General features: G+C 67.4%; 16 protein-coding genes (1 of these 16 cut by a window edge). 6 read left to right on the top strand and 10 right to left on the bottom strand.

Going from position 1 to position 18531, the window contains the following annotated elements; translation table 11 throughout:
- Positions 1-62: 62 nt before the first annotated feature.
- The 4 genes from msrA (at position 63) to olsB (ending at position 5779) form a co-directional block, all read left to right on the top strand.
- Positions 63-719, top strand: a complete 657-nt coding sequence (gene msrA, locus CE453_RS25340; RefSeq protein ID WP_089178143.1) for a peptide-methionine (S)-S-oxide reductase MsrA — start codon at positions 63-65, stop codon at positions 717-719.
- A gap of 124 nt (positions 720-843) precedes the next feature.
- Positions 844-2382, top strand: a complete 1539-nt coding sequence (locus CE453_RS25335) for a YifB family Mg chelatase-like AAA ATPase (RefSeq protein WP_089178142.1) — start codon at positions 844-846, stop codon at positions 2380-2382.
- A 148-nt stretch (positions 2383-2530) separates the two neighbouring features.
- Positions 2531-4609 carry an ATP-binding protein gene (locus CE453_RS25330; protein ID WP_089177105.1) on the top strand — a complete coding sequence of 693 codons (2079 nt, stop codon included), beginning with the start codon at positions 2531-2533 and terminating at the stop codon, positions 4607-4609.
- Positions 4610-4903: 294 nt separating this feature from the next.
- Positions 4904-5779 carry a l-ornithine N(alpha)-acyltransferase gene (olsB, locus tag CE453_RS25325; protein ID WP_472840963.1) on the top strand — a complete coding sequence of 292 codons (876 nt, stop codon included), beginning with the start codon at positions 4904-4906 and terminating at the stop codon, positions 5777-5779.
- 7 nt (positions 5780-5786) lie between these two features.
- Here olsB and CE453_RS25320 read toward each other — a convergent pair whose 3' ends face one another.
- Genes CE453_RS25320 through CE453_RS25310 form a run of 3 tightly spaced genes read right to left on the bottom strand, consistent with a single transcriptional unit; the run spans position 5787 to position 8478 of the window.
- Positions 5787-6653: an SDR family oxidoreductase gene (locus CE453_RS25320; protein WP_089177103.1), complete on the bottom strand. Its 867-nt coding sequence runs from the start codon at positions 6651-6653 to the stop codon at positions 5787-5789.
- Positions 6650-7888, bottom strand: a complete 1239-nt coding sequence (gene queG, locus CE453_RS25315; RefSeq protein WP_089177102.1) for a tRNA epoxyqueuosine(34) reductase QueG — start codon at positions 7886-7888, stop codon at positions 6650-6652. The genes CE453_RS25320 and queG overlap by 4 nt, the downstream gene beginning before the upstream one ends.
- Complete coding sequence (locus CE453_RS25310) at positions 7786-8478, bottom strand: glutathione S-transferase family protein (protein ID WP_089177101.1); 693 nt, start codon at positions 8476-8478, stop codon at positions 7786-7788. The genes queG and CE453_RS25310 overlap by 103 nt, the downstream gene beginning before the upstream one ends.
- A gap of 256 nt (positions 8479-8734) precedes the next feature.
- On the opposite strand from CE453_RS25310, the gene CE453_RS25305 reads away from it, so the two are divergent.
- A complete protein-coding gene (locus tag CE453_RS25305) occupies positions 8735-9532 on the top strand; it encodes an undecaprenyl-diphosphate phosphatase (RefSeq protein ID WP_089177100.1) in 798 nt (265 codons plus the stop codon).
- A gap of 9 nt (positions 9533-9541) precedes the next feature.
- Here the strand turns inward: CE453_RS25305 and CE453_RS25300 are convergent, their stop codons facing one another.
- The 4 genes from CE453_RS25300 to CE453_RS25285 all read right to left on the bottom strand — a co-directional run bounded on the left by CE453_RS25300 (position 9542) and on the right by CE453_RS25285 (position 14224).
- Positions 9542-11281 (bottom strand): MFS transporter, encoded by a 1740-nt coding sequence (locus CE453_RS25300; RefSeq protein WP_089177099.1) that lies wholly within the window; start codon positions 11279-11281, stop codon positions 9542-9544.
- 96 nt (positions 11282-11377) lie between these two features.
- Positions 11378-12343, bottom strand: a complete 966-nt coding sequence (locus CE453_RS25295; protein ID WP_248307881.1) for a protein-methionine-sulfoxide reductase heme-binding subunit MsrQ — start codon at positions 12341-12343, stop codon at positions 11378-11380.
- Between the two features lie 132 nt (positions 12344-12475).
- Entirely contained in the window at positions 12476-13606 is a 1131-nt protein-coding gene (locus CE453_RS25290) for a saccharopine dehydrogenase family protein (RefSeq protein ID WP_089177098.1), read from the bottom strand.
- A 174-nt stretch (positions 13607-13780) separates the two neighbouring features.
- Entirely contained in the window at positions 13781-14224 is a 444-nt protein-coding gene (locus CE453_RS25285; RefSeq protein ID WP_089177097.1) for an Lrp/AsnC family transcriptional regulator, read from the bottom strand.
- Positions 14225-14455: 231 nt separating this feature from the next.
- On the opposite strand from CE453_RS25285, the gene CE453_RS25280 reads away from it, so the two are divergent.
- A complete protein-coding gene (locus CE453_RS25280; protein WP_089177096.1) occupies positions 14456-14911 on the top strand; it encodes a hypothetical protein in 456 nt (151 codons plus the stop codon).
- A 54-nt stretch (positions 14912-14965) separates the two neighbouring features.
- On the opposite strand, the gene CE453_RS25275 is transcribed toward CE453_RS25280, so the two are convergent.
- From CE453_RS25275 to ilvD, 3 genes are all read right to left on the bottom strand, one after another.
- Positions 14966-15904, bottom strand: coding sequence for a hypothetical protein (locus CE453_RS25275; protein WP_089177095.1), 939 nt, complete (start codon positions 15902-15904; stop codon positions 14966-14968).
- 86 nt (positions 15905-15990) lie between these two features.
- Positions 15991-17097 (bottom strand): HPP family protein, encoded by a 1107-nt coding sequence (locus CE453_RS25270; RefSeq protein ID WP_089177094.1) that lies wholly within the window; start codon positions 17095-17097, stop codon positions 15991-15993.
- Between the two features lie 208 nt (positions 17098-17305).
- A protein-coding gene (gene ilvD / locus CE453_RS25265) for a dihydroxy-acid dehydratase (RefSeq protein WP_089177093.1) crosses the window boundary here: on the bottom strand, positions 17306-18531 show its 3' portion. Its footprint extends 616 nt past the window's final position; the window shows 1226 of its 1842 coding nt (coding positions 617-1842); its start codon lies beyond the right edge, outside the window; the stop codon is at positions 17306-17308.

Below are 18531 nucleotides of genomic sequence, written 5' to 3'. Positions count from 1 at the left end.
CCTGTGCAGATGCCTCTGCGATGCCTACATTGGGGATCGAGATGAACGGAACGGAGCCGACGATGTTCTCCCTGCGCAAGAAGACTTCCCTGCCGACCGCGGCCGAGGCGCTGCCGGGGCGTGGCGATGCGATCCCCACCGCGGAAACCCATTTCGTCAACGGCCACGATCTCGCTGGCCCCTATCCGGACGGGATGCGCAAGGCGCTGTTCGGGCTGGGCTGCTTCTGGGGCGCGGAGCGCAAGTTCTGGCAGATGGGCGACGGCGTCTGGGTGACGGCTGCGGGCTATGCCGGTGGCGAGACGCCGAATCCGACCTATGAGGAAGTCTGCAGCGGCCTGACCGGTCACACCGAGGTCGTGCTCGTCGTCTACGATCCGGCGAAGCTGACCCATGAGGAGTTGCTCAAGGCCTTCTGGGAGAACCACGATCCGACCCAGGGTATGCGGCAGGGCAACGACATCGGCACGCAGTATCGCTCGGCGATCTACGTCTTCGACGAGGAGCAGCGCGCCGCAGCCGAGCGTTCGCGTGACGAGTACCAGAAGGCGCTGGCGGCGAAGGGCTACGGGCCGGTGACCACCGAGATCCGCCAGGCGCCGCCCTTCTACTTCGCCGAGGATTACCACCAGCAATATCTCGCCAAGAATCCCGCTGGCTATTGCGGTCTGGGCGGCACGGGCGTCACCTGCCTGATCGGCCTCGGCGTCCACGCCTGAGGCGAGAGGCGCCTGCGATCCGGAAGGGCGCCCATCGCGGCGCCCTTTCGTTTGGTTCTTGCTATGTTCTTGCTTCGTGCCCGAAGCTCGGCTAGCGTTCCGATGGGGAATGGGGTGGGCCGAGATGGTGACGCGGGTCGCGACGGTGGCGTTCGAGGGCATCGAGGCGCGCGCCGTCGATGTGCAGGTTCAGGTCGCTTCGGGCAATGTCGCCTTCATCCTGGTCGGCTTGCCCGACAAGGCGGTCGCCGAAAGCCGCGAGCGGGTGAGGGCAGCGCTCATCGCCTCGGGGCTGGCATTGCCGGCCAAGCGCATCACCGTCAATCTGGCGCCGGCCGACCTGCCCAAGGAGGGCAGTCATTACGACCTGCCGATCGCGCTCGCCGTCATGGCCGCCATCGGCGCGATCCCGCCCGATGCGCTTGCCGGCTACACGGTGCTGGGGGAGCTCGCTCTCGACGGCTCGATCGCGCCCGTTGCCGGCGTTCTGCCGGCCGCGATGGCGGCCTATGATCGCGGCCAGGGCCTGATCTGTCCGGCCGCCACTGGACCCGAGGCGGCCTGGGCCGCCGCGGATATCGACATCCTGGCACCACGCTCGCTGATCCAGCTCGCCAATCATTTCAAGGGCACGCAGGTGATGGCCCGTCCGGAGCCGGCGGTGGCGCGTCAGGCCGGCATCCTGCCAGACCTCGCCGACATCAAGGGCCAGGAGAGCGCCAAGCGCGTGCTTGAGATCGCGGCGGCCGGCGGCCACAACCTCCTGATGAACGGGCCACCCGGTGCCGGCAAGTCGATGCTGGCGAGCCGCCTGCCGTCGATCCTGCCGCCGCTGACGCCGCGCGAGCTGCTCGAGGTCTCGATGGTATTGTCCGTCGGCGGCCATCTTGCCGGCGGCGCGCTGACCGACCGGCGTCCCTTTCGCGCTCCGCATCACTCCGCTTCGATGGCCGCGTTGGTGGGGGGCGGCCTGCAGGCGAAGCCGGGCGAGGTCTCTCTCGCCCATCATGGCGTGCTCTTCCTCGACGAATTGCCGGAGTTCCAGCCGCAGGTGCTCGACGCGTTGCGCCAGCCGCTGGAGACCGGCGACGTGCTGATCTCGCGTGCCAATCACCGCACCGTCTACCCCGCGCGCTTCCAGCTGGTCGCGGCGATGAATCCCTGCCGCTGCGGCAAGGCGACGGAACCGGGCTATGCCTGCCGGCGCCAGCCGAACGAGCGCTGCATGGCCCAGTATCAGACCCGGATTTCCGGTCCGCTGCTCGACAGGATCGACATTATGATCGACGTGCCCGCGGTGACGGCGGCCGATCTCATCCTGCCCAAGGCCGGCGAGGGATCCGCCGAGGTGGCGGCGCGCGTCGCGGCGGCTCGCGCGATCCAGAGTGCGCGCTTCGAGGCGCTCGGGCTCGGCCATGTCTCCACCAACGCGGCCTGTCCGGCACCGGTGCTGGAGGAGATAGCCCGCCCGGACAAGGCGGGCCTCGCTTTGCTGCGGGATGCGGCAGAGGCGATGCGGCTCACGGCCCGGGCCTATCACCGCGTACTCAAGGTCGCGCGTACCCTCGCCGACCTCGATGGCGAGGCGAAGATCGGACGGCTGCACCTTGCGGAAGCGTTGTCCTATCGCTCGCGCAGCGGCGAGCTCGCGCAGGCGGCCTGAGGCGTGGCAAACGGCCCGGGAACGCGGTTCTTGCACCATGCGGGGGCGGTTTCGGACGTGCCAAGGTTAAGCCTTGCTTGCGGGATGGTCTCGAAAGCGCGCTTTCCTCAGGCGGCTTTTTTCAGGGGGCGGTCGCTAGAGCGGGAGCATGATGCTTTCGTTCTGGACATGGTTCGCCGTTGCCTCTGCCGTCCTCGCTCTGCTGGGCGGAGCGGGTTTCCTCGTGCTGCGGCGGCTGGCGCGCTCGCGCCGCCGGATCGCCGGGTTGCTGCAGGAGGTCGAGGCGCTGAACGACCGACTCTGGAGCCTGGCCGACAGCGAGCAGCGTTATCGCAGCCTGATCGAGGGGCAGGGCGACTTCATCGTGCGTCGGGACGGTGCCCGCATCACCTATGCGAACGCCGCCTACGCGGCGCTCTTCGGAGCGAACGAGGTCGATCTCGTCGGCAGCGAGGCACAGCTGCCGCAGCTCGCGACGCGCGCCCTGCGCCCGCTCGACGGCGGCGCGCGCAGCTTCGACGAATGTCTCGCCACCCATGAGGGCGAGCGCTGGGTCGCCTGGATCGAGACGGTGGTGCCCGGCCCCGGCGGGCGCACGCTGATCCAACGCGTCGGCCGCGATATCTCCGCCCGCATCGCCGACGAGGATGCGCTGGTCGAGGCCCGTGCCCGGGCGGAAGCTGCCAACGAGGCCAAGTCGCGCTTCCTGGCCACGGTCAGTCATGAGTTCCGCACACCGTTGAACGGCATCCTCGGCATGTCCGACCTGCTCGCCGATACCGGCCTCGACGCCGAGCAGTCGACCTACGTCCAGGCGTTGCGCATTTCCGGCGAGGCCCTGCTCGCGCTGGTCGACGACATCCTCGACTTCGCCAAGGTCGAGGCCGGTCGTCTCGAACTGGTCGAGGAGCCTTTCGACGTCGTCCAGCTTGTCGAGACCGTCTCCGAGCTGATGGCGCCCCGAGCACAGGCCAAGGGCATCGAACTCGCCGCCTATATCGCGCCGGAACTGCCGGCGCAGCTCGTCGGCGATCGCGACCGCTTGCGCCAGATCCTGCTCAACCTCGTCGGCAATGCCGTAAAGTTCACCGATGCCGGTGGTGTCGGCCTGAGCGTGCGGCGCGTGCGAAATACGGTCGAGATCGTCGTCGCCGATACCGGCCCCGGCATCCCGGCCGATCGGCTCGATGTCATCTTCGGCGAGTTCGAGCAGCTCGAGCATGAATCCGGCGCCCGCCATGCCGGCACCGGGCTCGGTCTCGCCATCGTGCGGCGACTGGTCGGACTGATGGGAGGCGAGGTCAGGGCCGAGAGCCGCATCGGCGAAGGCGCGAGCTTCCGCGTGACCCTTCCGCTGGTCGCCGCCCCCGGGGCGGAGGCCGTGCCGATCCCGCATTGGCCGGGCCAGCACGTCCTGCTCGCTTCGCCTGCTCCCTTTGCAGCGCGTTTCCTCTGGGAATCGATCCGCGCAACGAGCGCTGCCGTCTCGGTCGCGGCGACGGCGGAGGCTGCGCGGGCGATTCTGGCCGGCGAGACGCCAGTGACCGCGGTGCTGATCGACCATGCCCTCGGCGACGCCACGGCAAAGGAACTGGCGCAAACCGTCCGGGCGGCGGATATCCGCGATTGCCTGATCCTGCTGTCGTCGCTGGCACGGCGCCAGTTCGGCTCGCCTCAGGAAGCCGGCTTCTCAGGCTTCCTCATCAAGCCGGTCCGTGCCCGCTCGCTCTATGAGCGGCTCGGGGCGCGTTTTCCCCAGCTTTTGCCGGTCCCGACGAAAGCGCGCGCGGCCAAGCCGTCGCAGCGGCGGCCCCTCAATGTGCTCGTCGCGGAGGACAACGAGATCAACGCCCTGTTGCTGACGCGGACGCTGGAGCGTCTCGGCTCCTCGGTCATCTGGGTGCGTGACGGCCGCGAGGCCCTGCAGCGGATCGAGGCCAGCCTGACTGGCGCAGCCGCCACGCTCGATCTCGCCCTGCTGGACATTCGCATGCCGGCAATGACCGGGCTGGATTGCGCCCGGGCGGTGCGGGCACTGGAGGCCACGCTCGGCCGCAAGCCGCGGCTGCCGCTGGTCGCCGTCACCGCCAATGTCTCGGTGGCCGATCGCGAGGCCGCGCTCGAGGCGGGTATGGACGATTGTCTCGCCAAGCCGCTCGAACGGGCCGCGCTGCTGCGCTGGATCGACCATCTGGGCAGCAAGGCCTCGCGCACGCTCTCGGCGTGACGGCCGTCACGGCTCCGACGCAGTTCTGTCGCAAAGTTGTAAGGTCGGCGGCGCAAGCCTTCCGCATGCCGGCAACGGTCTGGAGCAGGATCGGCTCGGGGCAAAACCGCCCGGATGCTGAATCCGCTCCCAAAGAATGATAGGGTACGCTTGACCTGATCGGGTTGCGTTACGATCTGATCGGCATGTACTCTGAGGGCGAGACAGGCAATGGCACTGCACGTTTCTGAGAGAACGAATGCGCTGCCGGCCCGGTTTTCAGCCGGCAATCCTCTGCTTTCGCGGCTGGCGCCGATGATGCTGATGACGGGCGGGGCAATGCGCCGATACGGATTGGAAGCCGGCGAATCAGAGCCGCTTTCGGGAACACTGGGCCGGCTCGGCTCGCTCGAGGTGCGGCTGGCGCGTGGCCCCCGTGAGATCTGGCGCGCGCAGCGCTTGCGCTATCGGGTCTTCTATCAGGAGATGTCGGCGAAGCCGGATGTGACTGCGCGGATGTTTCGCCGCGATGCCGACCGCTTCGACAAGGCCTGCGACCATCTGCTGGTCATCGACCATGCCGCGAAGGGGCGTTTCGGCGGCGTCAAGCCGAAGGTCGTCGGCACTTATCGCCTGATGCGCCAGAGCGCGGCGAACCGGCTCGGCGGCTTCTACACGCAAAGCGAATTCGACCTTGCCCCCTTGCTGGCGCGCCATCCCGGTCAGCGCTTCCTGGAGCTCGGCCGCTCCTGCGTGCTGAAGCCCTATCGCAACAAGCGCACGGTCGAGCTGCTCTGGTCCGGCATCTGGGCCTATCTGGAGCATCATCGCATCGACGCGATGTTCGGCTGCGCCTCCTTCGACGGCACCGATCCGGATGCGCTCGCCCTGCCGCTGAGCTTCCTGCACCACCATGCCCGCTCGCAAGGGGAGTGGAGCGCCGAGGCTCATCCCGAGCACTATGTCGGCATGGACCGCCTGCCCGCCGAGATGGTCGATGCCAAGCTTGCGCTCAGGCAGATGCCGCCGCTGATCAAGGGCTATCTCAGGCTTGGGGCCCGCTTCGGCACCGGTGCCGTGATCGATCGCCAGTTCGGCACCACCGATGTTCTCGTCGTGCTGCCGGTCTCGGCGATCGACAAGCGCTACGCCGAGTATTACGGCGGCGACAACGCGCGTCACGCCGCCTGATCGCAGCTTATTCGCCGGCTAGGGCAAGGGCACGCAGCGCGTCCCGATAGGTCGGATAGCGGAAGCTGTAGCCGAGCTCGCGCTTCACCAGTGCGTTCGAGACTCGCTTGTTCTCGCCGTAGAAGCTCGCGGCCATCGCCGAGAGCCGCGCTTCCGCGAAAGGCACCTCAGGCGGAGCGTCCAACCCGGTCAAGTCCGCAGCCAGGCTGACGACATCCTGCGGCGGAGCCGGCTCATCATCCGTGACGTTGTAGATCGCGCCGTTGCGCGGCTGGGCGAGAGACGCCATCAGGATGCCGGCGATGTCGTCGACATGGATGCGGTTGAAGACCTGGCCGGGCTTCACCAGCCGCGTCGCCTTGCCCTCCCGCAATTTGGCGATCGGGTTGCGGCCGGGACCGTAGATGCCAGCGAGGCGGAAGATCTGCACGGCCTTGCCGCTGTCGCGCCCCAGCGCCAGCCAATCCTGTTCGATCGCAACGCGCACGCCATTGCGCGTATTGCCGGGATTGACGGGTTGGCTTTCGTCTATCCAAGCGCCGCCCTGGTCACCATAGACGCCGATGGTCGAAAGATAGCCGATCCAGCGCAAGGCGGGAGCCGCCGCGATTTGGCCGCGCAGCCGCTGCAGCACCGGATCGCCGTCCTCGCCTGGCTGGACCGAGACCAGCACGGCCTCGGCCTCCGCCACGGCCTTGGCGAGCGGCGAGGACACCGCAAAGCCGCCGAAGACCAGTGTGCGGATGCCTTCGCGGCTCAGTTCGGCGGCCCTCTCCGCCGAGCGCACCGTCCCCGTCACGTCCCAGCCACGAGCGAGCGCGGCGCGCGCGAAGAAGCCGGCCGAATAGCCGAGGCCAAGGATCAGCAGTTTCATGCGGCGTCTTCCGTACGGGAGGGCAGGGCGGACCACTCGGCCCGCACCTGCGGATCGGTCTCCGCGCGCAGTGCGGCGGGGGCGAGCGCCGCAGCCCGGCTTGGCGCGAGGCGGCCCAGTGCCCAGACAGCCATGGCCCGCACCAGCGGCGAAGCGTCATCGAGCTGCCGAGTGGCGCTGTCGGCAAGTTCGGGCAGGCCGCTGTTGCCGATCGCGATCAGGACGTTGCGCAGGAAGCGGTCGCGCCCGGTCCGCTTCACCGGCGTTCCGGCGAAGAGGGCGCGAAACGCGGCGTCGTCGAGGCCGGCGAGTTCGGCGAGCGACAGCCCGTCGAGTTCGCCCCTCAGGGCAAGGCGGGTTTCCTGCGCGGCCTCGGCGAACTTGTTCCAGGGGCAGACGGCAAGGCAGTCGTCGCAGCCGAAGACGCGGTTGCCGATGCCGGGGCGCAGCTCCGCATCGATATGGCCCTGATGCTCGATGGTGAGATAGGCGATGCAGCGGCGCGCATCGAGCTGGTAGGGCGCCGGGAAGGCGTCTGTCGGGCAGATGTCGAGGCAGCGCCGGCAGGAACCGCAATGGTCGCGCTCCGGTGCGTCGGGCGGCAACTCGGCGGTGGTGTAGATTGCTCCCAGCAGCAGCCAGGAGCCGTGCTCGCGCGAGACCAGGACGCTGTGCTTGCCCTGCCAGCCGAGGCCTGCCGCTTGCGCCAGCGGCTTTTCCATCACGGGGGCGGTATCGACGAAGACCTTGACGTCGGCGCCGCCGCGTGCGGCCAGGAGCCCGGCCACGCTCTTGAGCTTGCCCTTGATGACGTCGTGATAGTCGCGCCGGCGGGCATAGAGCGAGATCGCGCCCTTGTCGGGCCGGGCGAGCATGGCGAGCGGATCGCCTTCACCGGCATAGTTCATCCCGAGCATGACGACGGAGCGGACTTCATTCCACAGCGCCCGCGGATCGGCCCGCTCGGCGGTGCGCTCGTCCATCCAGGCCATGTCGCCGTGGTAGCCGGCCTTCAGCCAATCCTTGAGGCGTTCCGCCGCGAGCGGGATCGCATCGGCGGCCGCGACACGCATCACCGCGAAGCCCTCGGCCTGGGCGCGCTCGGCGACGGCGCGCTTCAGCTTCTCGGCGCTCAGAAGTCCAGGTTGTCGTAATGGGCGCTGGGCGACATGCCCGGCACCCGGTCCGCCAGCAGCGGCCGGAAGCTCGGTCGCGATTTGATTCGGGCGTACCATGCGCGCGCCGTCTCGTCCTCTTCCCAGGGCACGTCGCCGAGATAGTCGACGCAGGAGAGATGCGCCGCAGCGGCGAGGTCCGCATAGCTCAATCGGGCGCCCGCCAGCCAGTTCCGCTTGGCGAGCAGCCAGGAGATGTAGCGCAGATGATAGCGCACATTGGAGCGCGCCGCGCGGATCGCGCCCATCTCCGGTGGGCCGCCGCCTTCATCGCGGCTCATGAAGCGCTTCATTACCTTTTCGAGCACCAGCGGCCCGGTGATCTCGTCATGGAACTTCAGATTGAACCAGTCGAGCAGGCGGCGCACCTCGACGCGCTCGCCCGGGCCTTCCGGCAGGAGCCTACGGTCGCCGAGCGCAAGCCCGCGGGTCTCGTCGAGATATTCGGCGATCGGCCCGGCGCCGGGCACGGGCAGCCCGTTCTGCTCCTGGAAGACGGGGGTCGTTCCCGCCGTGTTGAGCTCGAGGAAATCCCGTCGCCGCTCCCAGACGCGCTCCTCGACCATTTCGGCCTCCATGCCGAACTCGCCGAGCACGAGACGGATGAAGCGCGAATGCGGGCATAGCGGGTAATGATACAGGGTCGCCATGGCACTCATGCAGCCTTGAAGCGGGTCAAATGCGGCCGAAGCGGGGCGACGGGCCGGAAAATTCCCTGCTATGCGTTCGGCGCCCGCTCTTATCACGCCCGAAAACCGCCACAAGCGCCCTGGATGCCGAAGCTGACGATTTGCGCGGTTCGCTTCGCGAAGTGGTAACCAATTTGCAAAGAGCTGGGCGTAAGCCCGCACGGATGGACCGACGCCGGCCGGCGCGGACCCTGAGTCGCACGAGGACGCCTGTTCCATGCAGAACATCATCGAAGCCTTCGTCCTCGGCATCGTCGAGGGCCTCACCGAGTTCCTGCCCGTCTCCTCGACGGGCCACCTGCTGCTGCTCGGCCACTTCCTCGGCTTCGAGTCGAACGGCAAGACCTTCGAGGTCCTGATCCAGCTTGGTGCCATCCTGGCGATCCTGCTGGTCTATTTCCGTCGCCTGCTCGACATCGCGCTGCGCATCCCGAGCGACCCGTCGGCCCGGCGTTTCGTCATCGGCGTGCTGGTTGCCTTCCTGCCGGCGGCGATCATCGGAGCCTTGCTGCACGGCTTCATCAAGGGCGTGCTGTTCAACCCGCTGATCGTCTGCTGCGCGCTGATCGCGGGCGGCCTCGTGCTGCTCGTTGTCGACGAGCTTGAACTGCAGGAGAAATATACCGACGCGACCGCCTTCACGCTGCCGATGTATCTCAAGATCGGCTTCTTCCAGTGCCTCGCCATGATCCCCGGCGTCTCGCGCTCCGGCGCCACCATCGTCGGGGCGATGCTGCTCGGCGCCAGCAAGCGGGCGGCGGCCGAATTCTCCTTCTTCCTCGCCATGCCGACCATGGCGGGCGCCTTCGCCTACGACCTGCTCAAGAGCTACAAGGATTTGTCCTTCAACGACGGTATCCTGATCGTCATCGGCTTCGTCGCGGCCTTCTTCTCGGCGCTGCTGGTGGTGCGCTCCTTCCTCGACTTCGTCTCGCGGCACGGCTTCGCGTTCTTCGCCTGGTGGCGGATCATCGTCGGCATGGTCGGGCTCGCCGGGCTCTGGATCGTCGGCTGAACGCTCTCGTCAGCCGGCGCGGGACGGATCGCCCAGCGGCTTGGGCACGGCCGCTGGAGCCATGGGAACGGTCGCCGCCGCCGAGGTGAGCGAGGCGGTCTGCCGCTCGATCATGCGATGGACGACCGGTGGGTTCGGTCCGCTATGGAGCGCCCGGACGCGCTCGCCGATCTCGGCATCGGCCTGCGTCACGCGCTGGTTCTGGCGCACATATTCGACCCAGGTCGGGCTGTCGTAGCGCTCGAACCAGAGCGTCGGGTCGGTCAGGTCCCGCAGCAGCGTCCAGTGCCGGGCGCCGTCGCGCCGGCGGATGCGGCGGCGCTCCGCCATCACGTTCAGGAAGGCGACGACGTCCTCCGGCTTGATGATGTACTCGACGGTGACGATCACCGGACCGCTACGCGGCTCGATATCGACCGCGACCTTGGGCTCCCGCCAGCGGCTGAGAGGGTCCAGGTTGAGCTCTTCCAGCGGCGGCAGCCGGTAGCGTAGACCGAGGCCGGCGCCGATCAGCAGCGCGATGGCGGAAAGCTGCAGGCCCCGGTCCGTCCCGGAAAGCAGGGCCGTGCGGCCCCAGGCCCAGCTTCCCAGCGCCATGCCGCCGAAGGTCGCCATTTGATAGATCGCCAGTGCCCGGCCCACGACCCAGCGCGGCGCCGAGAGCTGCACCGTGGCGTTGAAGGTGGAGAGCGCCAGCACCCAGCAGGCGCCGCAGATGAACAGCCCGGGCATCGTCATCCAGATCGTGCGGCTGAACGCGACGATGAGAATGCCGACTGCGTAGGCGATGAAGGTGGAGCGGACCAGCGCCTCCGTGCTCATCGCGCGGCGCAGGCGGGCACTCATGAAGGCTCCGGCGACGGCGCCGGCGCCGAAACCTCCGAGCAGGATGCCATAGGTCAGCGGGCCGCCGCGGATCAGGTCGCGCGCCACCAGCGGCAGGAGGGCGAGGCCGACGATGGCGCCGAAACCGAACGCAAAGGCACGCAAGATCACCGCACGGATATTCGGCGACATGGCGACATAGCGCACGCCCGCGCCCATGGCGATGAACAGCGTCTCGCGCGGCAGCACGCGCTCGACCTTCGGCGGTTGCCAGCGGGCGAGCACGGTGATCAGGCCGATATAGGAGAAGGCGTTGATGACGAAGGCGGCAACCGCGCCGGCCGCAGCGACGATGGCGCCGCCGATGGCGGGGCCGACGCTGCGGGCGATGTTGAAGGCGACGCTGTTCAGCGTCACCGCCGCCGGCACGTCGCGGCGTGGCACCATGTCGCCGACCGAGGATTGCCAGGCCGGGTTGTTAAGGGCGGTGCCGCAGCCGATCAGGAAGGTGAAGCTCAACAGCAGCCAGGGTGTGATCAGCCCAAGCCAGGCGCTGACCGCGAGGCCGACCGAGACGGCCAGCATGAAGCCCTGCGCCGTCAACATGATCCGCCGGCGATCGTAGTTGTCGGAGATCGCGCCGGCGGCGAGCGAGAATAGCATCACCGGCAGCGTCGTCGAGGCCTGGACCAGCGCCACCATCTCGGCCGAGGGTGAGATCGAGGCCATCATCCAGGAGGCGCCGACCGCCTGGACGAGGCCGCCGAAATTCGAGGCGAGGCTCGCGAACCAGACGGCGCGGAAGATCGGCTGCCGCAGCGGAACGAAGGGGGAGGAGCGGTTTTCGGAAGGGGCTATCCCCTCCGAAGCGAGCTCGGCTTCCGCCACATCGGCCGTCGGCTGGGCATGCAAATCATCAGGCATGGGATAGGGTTAGCATGAGGGCGCGCGCAGGGAACCGTTTTCGGTTTCGAAAACGGCGAAACTGGGAAAGTTTTTGCGCGAGCCGCCGCTGTGTCCTCAGGCCGTCACAGCTTGCCGGGCCTGGCGGCGGGCCCGCGGCTTGCGGGCGCGCCAGGCATGGGCCACGGCGACCGCGAGGCCTGCCAGCGCGACCCAATGGGCCGGCCGGATCGAAGCATAGTCCCAATAGGTCAGGATGTCGGCATTGGCCTGGAAGACGAGCCAGGGCGAGACGCCGCTGGTCAGCGCGTACCAGCCGGTTTCCAGAAGCGCGGTCGCGAGCCCGGCGAGCAGGGCAATGCCGGCGAGGGCGGGCAGGGAGACCGGCAGCTTCCAGCGATAGAGACCGCGGTAGAGCAGGAGCAGGATGAACAGCCCGCTCATCAGCACGGGTTCGGTAACGTCGATCTTCGACTGCAGCGCGAAATGCAGCAGCGCGATCGCTGCGATCGGATAGACGAGATTGTGCAATCGCTGCCAGTTCTTGCCGAGCCGGCGGATCATCCCGTCGGTCGAGGTCGCGCCGAGCGCGCAGAGGCCGAGCAGTGCGACGAAGCCGATCGTCAGATAGAAGCGTTTGACGATCTCGGAGACGATCAGCCCCCAGTCGAAGGCCATGTCGATACAATACAGCCCGAGATGGCCCAGCGCATAGGCCATGACGGAGAGGCCGAGCATACGCCGGATACCGATCAGCTTGTTCCAGTCGAGGAGGCGTCTGAGCGGCGAGATCGCCAGCGACAGGATGAGCAGCCTGACCGCCCAGGTCCCGACGCGATGAATCGCCTCGGTCCAGGGTTTCGAGCCGAGCTGCCCCATCCAGGCGGCGTAAAGGACGAGCACCGCAGGCAGCAGCGTCAGCGCAAAGGCGGCCGCCCGCAGGGCCGAAAACCGGCCCTGCCGGTCGAGCCAGGGCAGCCAGCCTTTCAGCGCGGCCATCTTGCCGGCCGGCGCTGTCGGCGCACCCGCCCGTCCGGCTTTGCCGGGGGCGGCTGCGCTCTGGGTGGATGGCGGGGCAGTCACGGCCGCTCTCCATCGTGCGGGATCATCATTCCCGCATAGCCGAAGCGCGGGGCGCCTGTCCCACACGTCTGCACACAAGGGCGTGAGGGGGGCCTCGTTCAGGCCCGCCCCGCGCCTGGCCGGTGCCTTCCGTCAGGCTGCCGCCTTGATCGCCAGCGTATGGCCGAGCGCGGTCGCGTCGGCGCCGCGCGCCTCGCGCACCAGCCGCGTGCCGGCCTTCGTTGCCAGGAAGTCGGCGAGGACCGCATCCTCCTGCCGCACGAAACCCTTGGCGGGCAGCTTGCCGGCCAGGAACAGCTCGATCATGGCGACACAGCCCGAGGCCGTGGTCAATTGGATGGCGCCGAGCTCGTCATTGCCGTCATAGCGCAGCACGACGCTTTCCTCTTCCAGCCGGCCGTTGCGCTCGCCGACGCCGGTGACGAAGATCACCACCACGTCCTTGCGGGTGAAGGGGGCCGAGTGGCTGAGGATGCGCCGCATCGTCTCGCGGTCGTCGGCGAGCTCGAGGTCGCGCAGCAGGAGCTTCATGATCTCGGCATGGCCGGGATAGCGTAGTGTCTTGTAGCTCATGTTGCGGACCTTGCCGGCCAGCGTCTCGGTCAGCGTGCCGAGCCCGCCCGAGGTGTTGAAGGCCTCGTAGCCGACGCCGTCGATCATGACGCTCTCGATGCCTTCCAGCGCCGGCACCAGCGTCGGCTGGCCGTCGAAGACGATTTCGCAAGGGTTGCAGTATTCGTTGATCAGGCCGTCGACCGACCAGGTCACGTTGTAGCGCAGCGCATTGGTCGGGTAGAGTGGCAGCGCGCCGACGCGCATCTTGATGGTGCGCACATTCTCGAAACGCGCGGCCATGTCGGCGCCGAGAATGCAGATGAAGCCGGGGGCGAGGCCGCATTGCGGCACGAGCGCGACCGGAGCGGTCTCGCCGAGCTCCTTGATATAGGAGGTGGTGGCGACGTCCTCGGTCAGGTCGAAATAATGCGTCTTGGTTTCGGCCGCGACCTTGGCGATGCCCTTGTTGAGGAAATAGGGGCAGGCGCTGACGACGATGTCGCGATCCGCGAGGAAGGAGCGCAGAGCCGCGAGGTCGGAGGCGTCGACGACCGCCGTGCCGAAGCGCTTGCCGGCGGCATGGGCGAGCTGGGCCTGCGAGGCGTCGGCCAGCGTGACCTCATGTCCCTGATCGGCCAGCATGCCGGCGATGATGGCGCCGATCTGGCCCGCGCCGAGAACGGCGACACGCTGCTTCTGGATGGTCATGGCGATCTCCTGTCATGGCCGGTCCGCGGCGGACCGTTCCCTGAGGCCATGCTGGAGTGAAGGGCTGCATCATTTAACGGGCGGATCGTCGATATGATGGCTTATGCTGGCTCATATCGAAGGGATATTGTCCAAATCGCAGGATAACTGCCTGCGCGCCAGGAATCGGCAGCTTCAGCGCTCGAATTTCTGCGCCAGAATCACGGAGGATGTCGTGCGCCTGACGCCGTCCATCTCGGCGATCCAGTCGATCACCGCATCGAGATCGCTGGCGGTCTCACACTCCACCTTTACATAGAGGTCGAAATGGCCGCTCAGCGTGTAGCATTGCACGACCTCCGGCCGCTTCTTCAGAGCCGCGACGACGCCGCCCTGTCGCTTGACCTCGAGCTCGATCATCACCAGTGCCGCGATCGTCGTGGCGGGCCGCGCCGCGCTGCCGAGAATGGTCGTATAGCCGGCGATGATCCCGTCGCGTTCGAGCCGCGCAAGCCGGCCCTGCACGGTCGCGCGCGAGACGCCGAGCATCTTGGCGATGTCCGAGAGGGGCAGGCGTGCATTCTCGGAAAGGATGCGGATCAGGTCCCGGTCCTTCGCCGCGTCGGACGGTCTCGCCATGCTGTCTCCGTTGTTTCGCAAGGCCGGCACCATGACGGCAAAGCCGCGGGCCGGGCAAGCGAGGCCGGGTGGTTTTCGGTTTCCCGGCCGAGGGCTTTCCACGAGGCAATTCCTCTGGGAACCCGGCGTCACCTGAATCGTTGTCGTCAGCGCCGGAAGGGACTTGCTTTCCGGCCCGAATAGGGGTGGCATGCCGATCGGCGGCAGCTACGCTTTGCCATGGAGAACGCCATGTTCAGGACTTTCATTCTCGCATCCGCGTCGGCGCTTGCGCTGGCGTCCTTCGCGGCGTCGCCGGCCTCGGCCCTGACGATGAAGGAATGCAGCGTCAAGTACCAGGACGCCAAGAAGGCCAACACGCTCAAGGGCCAGAAGTGGAACGACTTCCGCAAGGCCCAGTGTGGCGACGACGATGCCGCTGATGACGAGGCTGCGGCGGCCATGCCGGCGGAGCCTGCGACGCCTGCCGCCGCTCCGGCTGCGAAGCCGGCCGGCAAGGCCAAGGCCGCCGTGTTCCCGAAGGCGGTGTCACAGAAATACTCGAGCGAGACGGCTGGCAAGGCGCGCCTCAAGACCTGCGTCGACCAGTACAACGCCAACAAGGCTGCGAATGCCAATGGCGATCTGAAGTGGATCGAGAAGGGCGGCGGCTACTGGAGCCAGTGCAACGCCAAGCTCAAGGGCTGATCCGACCCTCACCGGAATCGAACGCCGCGCCTTCCTGGCGCGGCGTTTTGCATTTCAGAGCATCTGCGAAGGGCGGGATGCCGGGTCGGAGGGCTGGCTCGGCACCGAATTGCCCGGGGGCACCCGCTTGTTGAGCATGTTGCCACGGGTGCGGATGACATGCGCCGTCACCACCTCCTGGACGCGCTTCTCGGCGGCCTCGCGGACAGCGCTGCGATTGGCCGGGCGTCCTTCCTCGTTCTCGATCAGCTCGATCGTGGCATTGGTCAGCGCATCGACGTCGCTCTTGCAGAACAGCATCGCCGCTTTCGCCACGACCTCCGCCTTCTCGTCGGTGAGCAGCATCGAGGCACCTTCCCGACCGATGCAGGCGAGCATCTTCCCGCTGATCAGGTCGCGGGTCTTCTCCAGCAGGGCCTTCTTCTCCGCGCGGGCTGCCTTGTCCTTTTCCGTTGCCTGCGGGTTCGCTCGGGCTTCGGCGGGCGCGCCAGGCGATATCGGCCCGCGTACATTGCCGCTCTGCTTCACGCATTCGACGAGCGCCGGCAGCATCTCGCCCGTCGAGGTCAGCGCAAAGGTATAGCGAGCATCGTTGGCGACGAGTTCGAGATAGCGCCCTTTCCGGAAGGCGTCGATCAGTGCCGATTGTGCAGGCATGGCGATGGTGAGCAGCGTCGGCGACTTGATGTTTGCGACGACATCGATGGTCGAGCTGCGGTCGAAGACGAGGCGCAGCTTCAGCGTCTCGCCCGTCCGCAAGGTCCAGTCGGGTTTGGAGAAGCCGAGCAACCAGCTGAACTGGGCCGTGACCGACGTCAGCATGGTGACGCCGCTCTTGTAGCGCGCGCTCACGGCGCAATGCGAGAAGGCGCCCGTGGTATCGTTGGTGAAGGTTCCGCCCGACCAGTTTCCGACGACGATCTTGCCGAATGGCCCGGCCGCGCTGGCCGGTAGCGACAAAAGACAGCTCAGGGCGACCGCGACGGCCCGCATCCAGTTACCTCCCTACAGATCCTGTCGGCAGGTTAGAACAGGATCGGTGCCAGTGGCACCGTTTTTGATCAGCAGCCGCTTTCGCGTCAGGCGGCCTGCTGGCGCAAAGGCTTGAGCAGCATGGCGAGCAGGTCGCTCTGCGTCACCAGCCCGAGCAGATGGCGTGCTTCGTCGACGATGATGACGGCATGGTGGAAACCGTCGGTCAGCGGCGCGATCAGCTCGGTCGCGGGAGCGGTGGCGAAGGCGGTGCGCGCCGGCGCCATGACGTCGCTGACCCGCAGTCCAGGTCGCGTCAGCTCTCTGAGACCCACGGTGCCGAGCAGCCGGTTTTCGCGGTCGACGACCGGGAGCGCACGGATACCGTGCTCCAGCAGCAGGCCACGGGCCGCCTCGATCTCGCCGTGCTGATCGATGCGGATGATGTCACGGGACATGATATCGGCGCAGCGCGGCAGGTTGCGGGCCCGTGAGAGCGCGTGAATCTCGACCTGCCGGAGCAGCTTGTCGATATCTTGCCGGTCGATGTCGAAAGCCTCGCCCAGGTCATCGAGCGCAGCGTCGATATCCGCTTCGTTGAAGCCGACGCGCTGGGTTGGCGGCAAATCCCTGGTGCCGTGTGCGTTGACCGCTGTCACCGCGCGGTGCGGGTAGCTGTGGCTCGAGAACCGGTGGAACAGGATACCCAGCGCCGTCAGCACGACGGCGTTGATCCCGACAGGCACGAGAGCAAAACCGATTCCATAGGTGGCGACGACGGGTCCACCCAGCGCAGCAGCGAGCGCCGTCGAGCCACCCGGCGGATGCAGGCAACGCAGCAGCGACATGGCCGCGATGGCGAGCCCGACGGAGCACCCGGCTGCCACGGCGGGCTCGGCGACATAATGCGTGACGAGCAGCCCGGACAGCGCCGAGACAATATTGCCGCCGATGATCGGCCAGGGTTGTGCGAGCGGGCTCGACGGAATCGCGAAGAGCAGCAGGGCCGACGCCCCCATCGGCGCAATGATCAGCGGCAGATGCGGATCGTTGCCGATGAGAAGGCTGCAGATCAGCCCGGTGGCGCCGATGCCGATCAGCGCGCCGAGACAGGCGACAAGGCGATCGCGCCAGGTCGCCCCGGCCAGAATCGGGACGAAGAAGCGGAAACGCGAACGTTGGGGCCTTTGCGGTGGGACGATATGGGCGTTCATTCAGGCCGGCCGGTTGGCGCGCGATCGGCAGGCTCCATAGGGGGCAGGGAAGCGCGTCGGCAACGCTAATTTCGCGCCGCAGCAAGTCAGGTCGCGAAAAAAGGAGAAATGCCTCCCCTGGAGGCGTGACACGAAAACTTGATCTCCGAAAAAAGAGCGACCGGCCGTTGCGGGCCGGTCGCTCCAGATTCGTTCAGGCCGTGCCTGCTCAGTCGACGGCGCGCACTGCGCCCTTGGCGGCGCTGGTCGCCATCGCGGCATAGGCCTTGAGCGCGGTCGAGACCTTGCGCTTGCGCGGTGCCGCCGGCTTCCAGGCATCCTTGCCCTTGGCCTCCATATGGGCACGCCGATGCGCCAGCTCCTCGTCGGAGACCTGGAGCGTGATGCTCCGGTTGGGGATGTCGATCGCGATGATGTCGCCGCTCTCGACAAGGCCGATTGCGCCGCCCTCGGCCGCTTCCGGCGAGACGTGACCGATCGAGAGGCCGGACGAACCGCCCGAGAAGCGTCCGTCGGTGACCAGCGCACAAGCCTTTCCGAGGCCCTTCGACTTCAGATAGCTCGTCGGGTAGAGCATTTCCTGCATGCCCGGCCCACCACGCGGCCCCTCGTAGCGGATCAGCACGATATCGCCGGGATTGACCTTGCGATTGAGGATACCCTCGACCGCCGCATCCTGGCTCTCGAAGATCACGGCCGGGCCCGAGAACTTCAGGATCGAGGCATCGACGCCTGCCGTCTTCACGATGCAGCCGTCCAGCGCGATGTTGCCGTAGAGCACGGCCAGGCCGCCATCCTTGGAATAGGCGTGCTCGAGGTTACGGATCACGCCCTTCTCGCGGTCGAGATCCAGTTCCTCGAAGCGGCGCTCCTGGCTGAAGGCCGTCTGCGTCGGCACGCCGCCCGGAGCCGCGCTATAGAACGAGCGCACGGTCTCGCTGGTCGTCTGCTTGACGTCCCAGCGCGAGAGCGCATCCGCCATCGTCGTGCTGTGCACGGTCGGCAGCGAGGTGTCGATCAGCCCGGCGCGGTCGAGCTCGCCCAGGATCGCCATGATGCCGCCGGCGCGGTGCACGTCTTCCATATGGACGTCGGCGACGGCCGGCGCGACCTTGCAGAGCACGGGCACGCGCCGCGACAGCCGGTCGATATCGGCCATGGTGAAGTCGATCTCGGCCTCGTGCGCCGCCGCCAGCAGGTGCAGCACGGTATTGGTCGAGCCGCCCATGGCGATATCGAGCGTCATCGCGTTCTCGAAAGCCTTGAACGAGCCGACATTGCGCGGCAGCACGCTCTCGTCGTTCTGGTCATAGTAGCGGCGGGCGATGTCGACGATCAGGTGCCCGGCCTCGACGAAGAGGCGCTTGCGGTCGGCATGGGTGGCGAGCGTCGAGCCGTTGCCCGGCAGCGCGAGGCCGAGCGCCTCGGTCAGGC

The sequence above is a fragment of the Bosea sp. AS-1 genome (assembly GCF_002220095.1).
Taxonomy (GTDB): Bacteria; Pseudomonadota; Alphaproteobacteria; order Rhizobiales; family Beijerinckiaceae; genus Allobosea.
Note: the sequence above shows the minus strand (reverse complement) of the source record. Positions and strands in the feature narration are given on the sequence as shown.